General features: G+C 70.8%; 9 protein-coding genes. 4 read left to right on the top strand and 5 right to left on the bottom strand.

What is annotated here, in order from left to right; all coding sequences use genetic code 11:
- Positions 1-313 precede the first annotated feature (313 nt).
- Both JMO03_RS01690 and JMO03_RS01685 read left to right on the top strand, forming a co-directional pair.
- On the top strand, positions 314-1,180 hold the full coding sequence (locus tag JMO03_RS01690; RefSeq protein ID WP_202839573.1) for an alpha/beta fold hydrolase: 867 nt from the start codon (positions 314-316) through the stop codon (positions 1,178-1,180).
- Between the two features lie 383 nt (positions 1,181-1,563).
- A complete protein-coding gene (locus JMO03_RS01685; protein WP_202839571.1) occupies positions 1,564-1,821 on the top strand; it encodes a hypothetical protein in 258 nt (85 codons plus the stop codon).
- A 34-nt stretch (positions 1,822-1,855) separates the two neighbouring features.
- Here the strand turns inward: JMO03_RS01685 and arsN2 are convergent, their stop codons facing one another.
- The 3 genes from arsN2 to JMO03_RS01670 form a co-directional block, all read right to left on the bottom strand.
- Positions 1,856-2,308, bottom strand: a complete 453-nt coding sequence (gene arsN2 / locus JMO03_RS01680) for an arsenic resistance N-acetyltransferase ArsN2 (RefSeq protein WP_202839569.1) — start codon at positions 2,306-2,308, stop codon at positions 1,856-1,858.
- 122 nt (positions 2,309-2,430) lie between these two features.
- Positions 2,431-2,787: an RcnB family protein gene (locus JMO03_RS01675; RefSeq protein WP_202839567.1), complete on the bottom strand. Its 357-nt coding sequence runs from the start codon at positions 2,785-2,787 to the stop codon at positions 2,431-2,433.
- Between the two features lie 164 nt (positions 2,788-2,951).
- Positions 2,952-3,404 (bottom strand): hypothetical protein, encoded by a 453-nt coding sequence (locus JMO03_RS01670; RefSeq protein ID WP_202839565.1) that lies wholly within the window; start codon positions 3,402-3,404, stop codon positions 2,952-2,954.
- Positions 3,405-3,707: 303 nt separating this feature from the next.
- On the opposite strand from JMO03_RS01670, the gene JMO03_RS01665 reads away from it, so the two are divergent.
- Positions 3,708-4,946 (top strand): MFS transporter, encoded by a 1,239-nt coding sequence (locus tag JMO03_RS01665; RefSeq protein WP_202839563.1) that lies wholly within the window; start codon positions 3,708-3,710, stop codon positions 4,944-4,946.
- 21 nt (positions 4,947-4,967) lie between these two features.
- Here the strand turns inward: JMO03_RS01665 and JMO03_RS01660 are convergent, their stop codons facing one another.
- Positions 4,968-5,177, bottom strand: coding sequence for a hypothetical protein (locus JMO03_RS01660; protein WP_202839561.1), 210 nt, complete (start codon positions 5,175-5,177; stop codon positions 4,968-4,970).
- Between the two features lie 181 nt (positions 5,178-5,358).
- Between JMO03_RS01660 and JMO03_RS01655 the strand changes: the two genes are divergently transcribed.
- Positions 5,359-6,210, top strand: coding sequence for a polysaccharide deacetylase family protein (locus JMO03_RS01655; RefSeq protein WP_238345790.1), 852 nt, complete (start codon positions 5,359-5,361; stop codon positions 6,208-6,210).
- Here the strand turns inward: JMO03_RS01655 and JMO03_RS01650 are convergent.
- Positions 6,188-6,970 (bottom strand): ThuA domain-containing protein, encoded by a 783-nt coding sequence (locus tag JMO03_RS01650; protein WP_202839559.1) that lies wholly within the window; start codon positions 6,968-6,970, stop codon positions 6,188-6,190. The genes JMO03_RS01655 and JMO03_RS01650 overlap by 23 nt on opposite strands.
- Positions 6,971-6,982 lie beyond the last annotated feature (12 nt).

Raw genomic sequence — 6,982 nt, 5'->3', positions numbered from 1 at the left:
CCCTGTCGGCCATTCCGTGCATGTCGAGCGGGACGCGCATTCCTCCCGTCCGCATGCGCCTCGTAGGAGCGGCTTCAGCCGCGACCGCCCCGCATCGCCTGGCGCGGACAGGGTCGGGTCGCGCCTGAAGGCGCTCCTGCCGGGGCGGCTTTCGATCGACGGCCGTGTCTCCCCGTCGGTCCTCCACGGACATCGCGATACGGCCGGTCAAGTTTTCAGGACTCGCTGTCGCCGGGAGGCAGCCCCGGACGCCCAGAGTAGGCGTCACCGGAGCAGGCGCCTTCCACGCCCTCCCCCAACCAGGAGACTCGCCATGAACGCCAGCAACCGCCTCTACACCGATCGCACCGCCAGCACCGTCACCACGCCCGACGGCGTGCAGTTGTACTACAAGGACTGGGGCCCCAAGGACGGCCCAGTCGTCACCTTCAGCCATGGCTGGCCGCTGAGCTCGGACAGCTGGGAAGCGCAGATGCTGTTCCTCGCCGAACAGGGCTTCCGCGTGGTCGCGCACGACCGCCGTGGCCACGGCCGCTCCAGCCAGCCCTGGGACGGCAACGACATGGATCACTACGCCGACGACCTGGCGGCGGTGATCGAAGCGCTGGACCTGCGCGACGCGACCCTGGTCGGCTTCTCCACCGGCGGCGGCGAAGTGGCGCGCTACATCGGCCGCCACGGCACGACGCGGGTGAAGAAGGCGGTGCTGGTGTCGGCGGTGCCGCCGCTGATGCTGCGCACCGACGACAACCCGGGCGGCCTCCCGCTCGAGGTGTTCGATGGCCTGCGCAAGGGGTCGATCGACAACCGGTCGCAGCTTTACCTCGACATCGCCTTGGGCCCGTTCTTCGGCTACAACCGCCCGGGTGCGACAGCCAATCCCGGGTTGATCCAGTCGTTCTGGGTGCAGGGCATGCAGGCCGGGCACAAGAACACCTTCGATTCGATCGCCGCGTTCTCTGCCACCGATTTCCGCGAGGACCTGGCCAAGTTCGACGTGCCGACCTTGGTGATCCATGGCGACGACGACCAGATCGTGCCGATCGACCTGGCGGGCAAGGCCTCGGCGGCGCTGGTGACGGGCGCCGAACTGATCGTGTATGCGGGCGGCCCGCACGGCATTACCGACACGCACAAGGATCGCCTCAACCAGGACCTGCTCGCGTTCCTGCGCAAGTAGGAGACTGCGGAAGCGTCTGAGGAACGGCCGCAGCGATTGCGGCCGTTGTTTCTTGCGTGGCCCCTGGGCACGGGGCGAGCGCTGATCACCGTAGTCCCCCGCGCAGGCGCGGTTGCATGGACATTCCGCGGGACGGACGTGGCGTCGATCCTGACCTGCGCGAAGGATCGACGAGGCCGTTCGCGCGAGCGGATTGCCGGGGCGCGATGACGGTCGCGCCTGAAGCCGCTCCTACGGGGCGAATCTTCGCCGCGGGATGCGCGTGGAGCACAGGACGGCGGACACGGCGGTCATGAAGCTGCGCTGTGGAGCATCGCCCCGGTACCGCACCCAGGCCCGCGATTCACATGCCCGTGGTCGCTGCCGCGCGATAGTGGCGACCGATGGCAGACACCGGCACGCTCTATCTGGTTTACGTCGAGACGCGGGAATCGCCGCACCCGGATCCACCGCCGAACCTGGTGCCGCTGGCGCCGGGACTTTACCTGGCCGAATCGTCGCAGACGCGTTCCCAGCTCTACCACGCACTGAAGCGGCGCCTGCAACCGCAACGGTTGCTGGTGGCAGCGCTCGCCGACGACCCCAAGTTCAAGGGCATGCAGGCGGGCGCACTGGCGTGGTTGCGCGCGCGGGGGCGATAGCCGCGATGGGCTACGCAGGGACAAAGCTTCGCGCTCACCGGGCAGTATCGGCGTCGCCCGCCGACAGCAGCTTGCGCATGAAGTGCGACGAGGCCGGGCACAATCCCGAGAACTGCGCGGTGGCGGCGATCCCGGGCGGCGCCCGGTGACGATCGGCGCTCGCATAACCATGCGCCGAGAAGAACGCCGCGGCATCGGTGGTGAGCAGGTAGAGCACCGAACGGGACTGCGCGCTCGCGGATCGTTCGGCCGCGGCCAGCAGCGCGGCGCCGAGGCCCGCGCCGCGGGCAGACGGTGTCACGGCGAGCGAACGCAGCAGCGCGTCGCCGCCGCATTCCTCGAGGGCGACGCATCCCAGCAGCCGCGCTTCATCGAATGCGCCAAGGAAGCGCACGCGGACGTCGGGCAGGTCTGCGGTGGGCAGGCCGCTGTCGCGCAGCAGGCGCGCAACCGCATCGTCGTAGTCGATGTCGTGGATCGGTGGCACGGGGTCGCGTCACGCGGGGCTGGCGGGCGAGCAACTTTTCCTCGAATCACGCCCGAACGCTACTGCCCGGATCGCACGAATGCGCGAGGGCGTAGCGGCAACCTCCCCGCGATCCCGCCCGGTCAACGCAGCAGGACGTCGACGATCAACCCCGTGGCGATGGCCACCAGCAGATAGCGGCCGTCGTCCTGGCGCACCCAGCGGTGGCCGCGCGGCGGCGGCCTGAGGCGGTCGTGGGCGTAATCGTCGATCCAGTAGCCGTCCAGCTCGGCCAGCGGCAGGCGGTCGCCCTTGCGCCAAGCCTGCTTCACCCAGCCCGGCGGCGGCGCCTTGGCATGGTGCGGGCCGCCGGCATGGGCCGGCGGACCCTTGCCGCGCGCATGCGGCGGCGGATCGGCGAACGCGGTGGCGGCAGGCAGCAGCAGGCCCAGCGCCACGGCCAGGGACGCGAGAGAACGGGTGCGGCGTGCGAATCGCATGGGGACGCTCCACGATCGGGAATGCGGACGAACGCTACCCGGACCGTCGTGAACGCGAGGGAAAACCCCCGCACGCCGTTACCGGTGCGGTCAGCGTCGCTTCCGCGGGGACGACACGCCAGGAACCCGTCCGGCCAGGAAGCGACGCCGCCCCCCGTCCCGCATCACCCCGCGGCCGCGGCCGCGGCCACGATCTTGCACATGTTTTCCATCACCGCCTTCTTGCGGGTCATCTGGCCGCCGGCAATGGTGAAATTCAGGGACACGTTGACGCCGCCGGTCTCCAGCGGCGTGACGCGCACGCGCAGCGGTGCGTTGGCGGTACCGCCCTCGCCGCCCTTCACCGGGTTGGCGGCGCGGATGTAGCCGTTCTTCTCCTGCACCGCGACGATGTCCAGGCCCTGCGCCTGGATGCTGTCGCGGACCCGGTACAGCGCCGGCAGGTAGGCCACGCCCGGCACGTCGGCGTCGGTGGCATAGACGCGGCCGCTGCCGAAGGAGCCGTCGACGGTGAAGTTGCGTTCGCAGGGCGCGCTGGCGTCCTGCGTTCCGGCGGCGTACGAAGTGGTGGCGAGGATGGCGAGCACCGCCGCGCAGAGCACGCGTGCATGCTTCATGTGCAAATCCTTTTGTCGATGGCGGGAATCCATTCCGGCCGCGACGGAGGGTCGCGGGCGCACGCCGGTTCCCGGGCGGTCGCGCACCGGGCCGAGTATAGGCGGTGGCCGGCGGACCGAATGGGCTCCGCTGCTCGCGGACATGGCGCAAGCCGGGGTCGGAAACGACTGTGCCGGCACGCATCCGGGCACAGGACATCCATGGAGAACCGGGCCGACCCCGGTGCCGCCCCCCCCGGCGCGGCCTGTCGAAATGCGTCCCGCCCGCCCGTCGTGTCCGGAATCCCACCCGAACGCCCCGCCATGCCCACGCCCACCACGCACGCCACAGCCGTCCTCGACCGCAACTGGCCGCTGGTCGCCGCCGGCGCGCTGCTCGGCTGCGTGGGCATCGGCGCGCTATTCTCGCTCGCGGTGCTGCTGCAGCCGATGAGTGCGGCGACGGGCTGGTCGCGCACGGGGCTGTCGATGGCGATGACGCTGGCGTTCCTCGTCAGCGGCTTAGCGGGTTTCGGTTGGGGCATGCTGAGCGATCGCGTCGGGCCGCGGGTGGTGGTGCTGGCCGGCGCGCTCCTGCTCGGACTGTCTCTGGTGTTGGCCAGCCGCGCGACGACGCTGCTGCAGTTCCAGCTGGCGTTCGGCGTGTTGCTGGGCGTGGCGGTGGCGAGCTTCTTCGCGCCGGTGATGGCGGCGACGGCGGCGGCGTTCGAACGCAGGCGCAACCTGGCGGTATCGCTGGTATCGGCGGGGGTGGGCGTCGCGCCGCTGACGATGTCGCCACTGGTGGCCTGGCTGCTCGCGCACTACGACTGGCGCGAGACGCTGCTGATCGTCGGCGTGCTGGCGTGGGCGCTCACCCTGCCGGCGACCTGGTTCGTGCGCGCGCTGCCTGCCGCGGCGCAACCGCTCGTGGGTCCGGATGCATCCGCGGATGACATGACGACGGCGCAGGCGCTGCGCTCGAAACCGTTCATCGTGCTGGGACTGGCCTTTTTCGCCTGTTGCGCGGCGCACTCGGGGCCGATCTTCCACACCGTCAGCTACGCGGTGGGCTGCGGCCTGTCGGTGACCACCGCGGTGACGATCTACAGCATGGAAGGCGCGGCCGGACTCGGCGGGCGGCTGCTGTTCGGCGCGCTCGGCGACCGCTACGGCGCCAAGCCGGTCCTGGTGGCGGGGCTGTGCGTGCAGGCGGCAGCCGCGGTGTCCTATCTCGCGGTCAGCCAGCTCGACGGCTTCTACGTGGTCGCCTTCGTGTTCGGCCTGGCCTACGGCGGCACCATGCCGCTGTACGCCTCGCTCGCGCGCGAGGCGTTCCCGCCGCGCATCCTCGGCGGCGTGATCGGGGCGATGACGCTGCTGTCGGGGCTCGGGATGGCGCTGGGGCCGCTGGTCGGAGGCTGGCTGTTCGACCGCTATGGCAGCTACGCGTGGATGTACATCGGTTCGCTGCTGGTGGGACTGGCGGCGGCGGCGATCGTCACCGGGTTCCCGACCGCGCGACGGCCGGGCACGCCCAGGGCGCTGTTCGACGCAGGCTGACCGCAGGTGCCGGCCAGCGCACTAAGCCGCCAGATGCGGCACAGTCTCCGCAGGGGCGGTGCGCAGTTCGACCGCGATACCCGCGCGCCGGGCACGATGGGCGCAGGCGCTGGCGTAGTCGTTGGCCGCGGCGATGTCGCTGAAGCAGCCGTCGACGATGCGGTTTCGGGTCACCGACCAGCCGCCGTCGACGTCGCGCTGTACTTCGATTCGGATCCTGCCTTCGATCACCGGGCACCTGGCCGTCTGTTCGCGTTCCGGGCGCGCAGCGTAGGACGCGCACCGTCAAGATCGTGTTGCCGATTCGGGAACAGTTGGTGACAGCGCCCGGGCCGACGCCCGGCCCTTGCGTGCACGGGAGCGGTCATCTGCGGCACCATGGGCGCTTCGGCCACGGCAGGAGGGGAACCGCATGCGACTTCGCGTTCAGCTGGCCGCAGTCGGAATGGCATGGGCGTTGACCTGCGGCGCCACCATGGCGCAGGCACCGGCGTTCGCCTGGCCGGGCGGGCAGCGCGCGGCGGTGAGCCTGTCGTACGACGACGCGGTGCCGTCGCAGCTGGACAACGCGATCCCCGCGCTCGACCGCCACGGCCTGAAGGGCACGTTCTATCTGATCCTCGGCGCGCAGACGGTGCGCGAGCGCCTGGAGGACTGGCGCGCCGCCGCGCGCAACGGCCACGAGTTGGGCAACCACAGTCTGTTCCACCAGTGCTCGGCGCAGGGACCGGGCCGCGAGTGGGTGCAACCGGAGCAGGATCTGGACGCCACCAGCGTGGCGCAGATGCGCGCGCAGGTCGAACTGGCCAACACCATGCTGCACGCGATCGACGGCAGCACCGAGTTCACCTACACCGCCCCCTGCGGCGACCAGCGTGCCAGCGACGGCAACTACATCGAGGCGATCGCGCCGCTGTTCCTCGGCATCAAGCTGGTCGGCGGTGCCGCGATCCCCGACATGCTGGCGCTCGACCGCGCGGCGGTGCCGGTGACGGTGCCGGTGGACATGTCCGGCGCCGAACTGATCGCACTGGTCGAGGAGGCCGGGCGCCTGGGCACGATGATCAACTTCACCTTCCACGGCATCGGCGGCGACCACCTGTCGATCGGCAACCAGGCGCACGAGCAGTTGCTCGCCTTCCTCGCCGCGCACCGCGACCGCTACTGGACCGCCACCTTCCGCGAGCAGATGCGCTGGGTGCGCGCTCGCCAGGCGCAGGCCGCCAATGGCGTCGCGGAGATCAGTCCCGCGCCGGCGCGATGACCCCGCGGCCCGTCGCCGCCCACCAGATGCCGCCGTAGAGGTGCTGCAGGTAGGTGGCGTCGTCGTAGGCCGCCGGCGGATGCCCGAGCGCGGTGGCGAACACGCGTCCGCCATCGTAGCCGTGGTACCAGGCCACTGGATGCGCGTCGCCCATGCCGTGCGCGACCTGCCCCGGCCAGATGCGCGTCGGGTCGTAGCTGGTCTCGTCCACCGACAGCACGGTGCGCAGGCCCTCGACCAGCGGCGGCCCGAACTCGTACCACTCGTCGCTCCAGATCCAGCGGCGCGGCAGTGCGAAGGTGGCGGGGAAACCGGGGTCCTCGATCCGTACGGCGGCGGTCTGCACCATCGGATGGATGCGGAAGGCGCGGCCGATCAGCCGCTCGAACCAGGGCCAGTCGCCGGGCGGGTTGAAGATCAGCGCGCGGTGCACCGCGACCACGCCGCCCCCGGCGCGCACGTAGCGCTCCAACGTATCGCGCTGTGCAGGCGCGAGTTCGTCCCCCGGTGTGTTGAGCAGCACGATCGCCGCATACGGCGACAGGTCGCCCTCGAAGTGCGCCGTGTTCCAGGCCCAGTCCAGGTCGAAACCATGCTGGCGTGCCATCTGCTCGAACCGCGGCTGCGCGACCACGGCGTAGTCGTGGTGGTAGCGGTTGGGTACGGCCACCACCAGCACCCGGAACTGTCCCTGGGCGCGGGCGTCCGGCGCCACCCACGACGCGATGCAGAGGACGAGCAGGGCGACGAGTGTCTTCATGCCGGCATGGTA

It is taken from the genome of Luteimonas saliphila, from assembly GCF_016774335.1.
Lineage (GTDB): Bacteria > Pseudomonadota > Gammaproteobacteria > Xanthomonadales > Xanthomonadaceae > Luteimonas > Luteimonas saliphila.
Note: the sequence above shows the minus strand (reverse complement) of the source record. Positions and strands in the feature narration are given on the sequence as shown.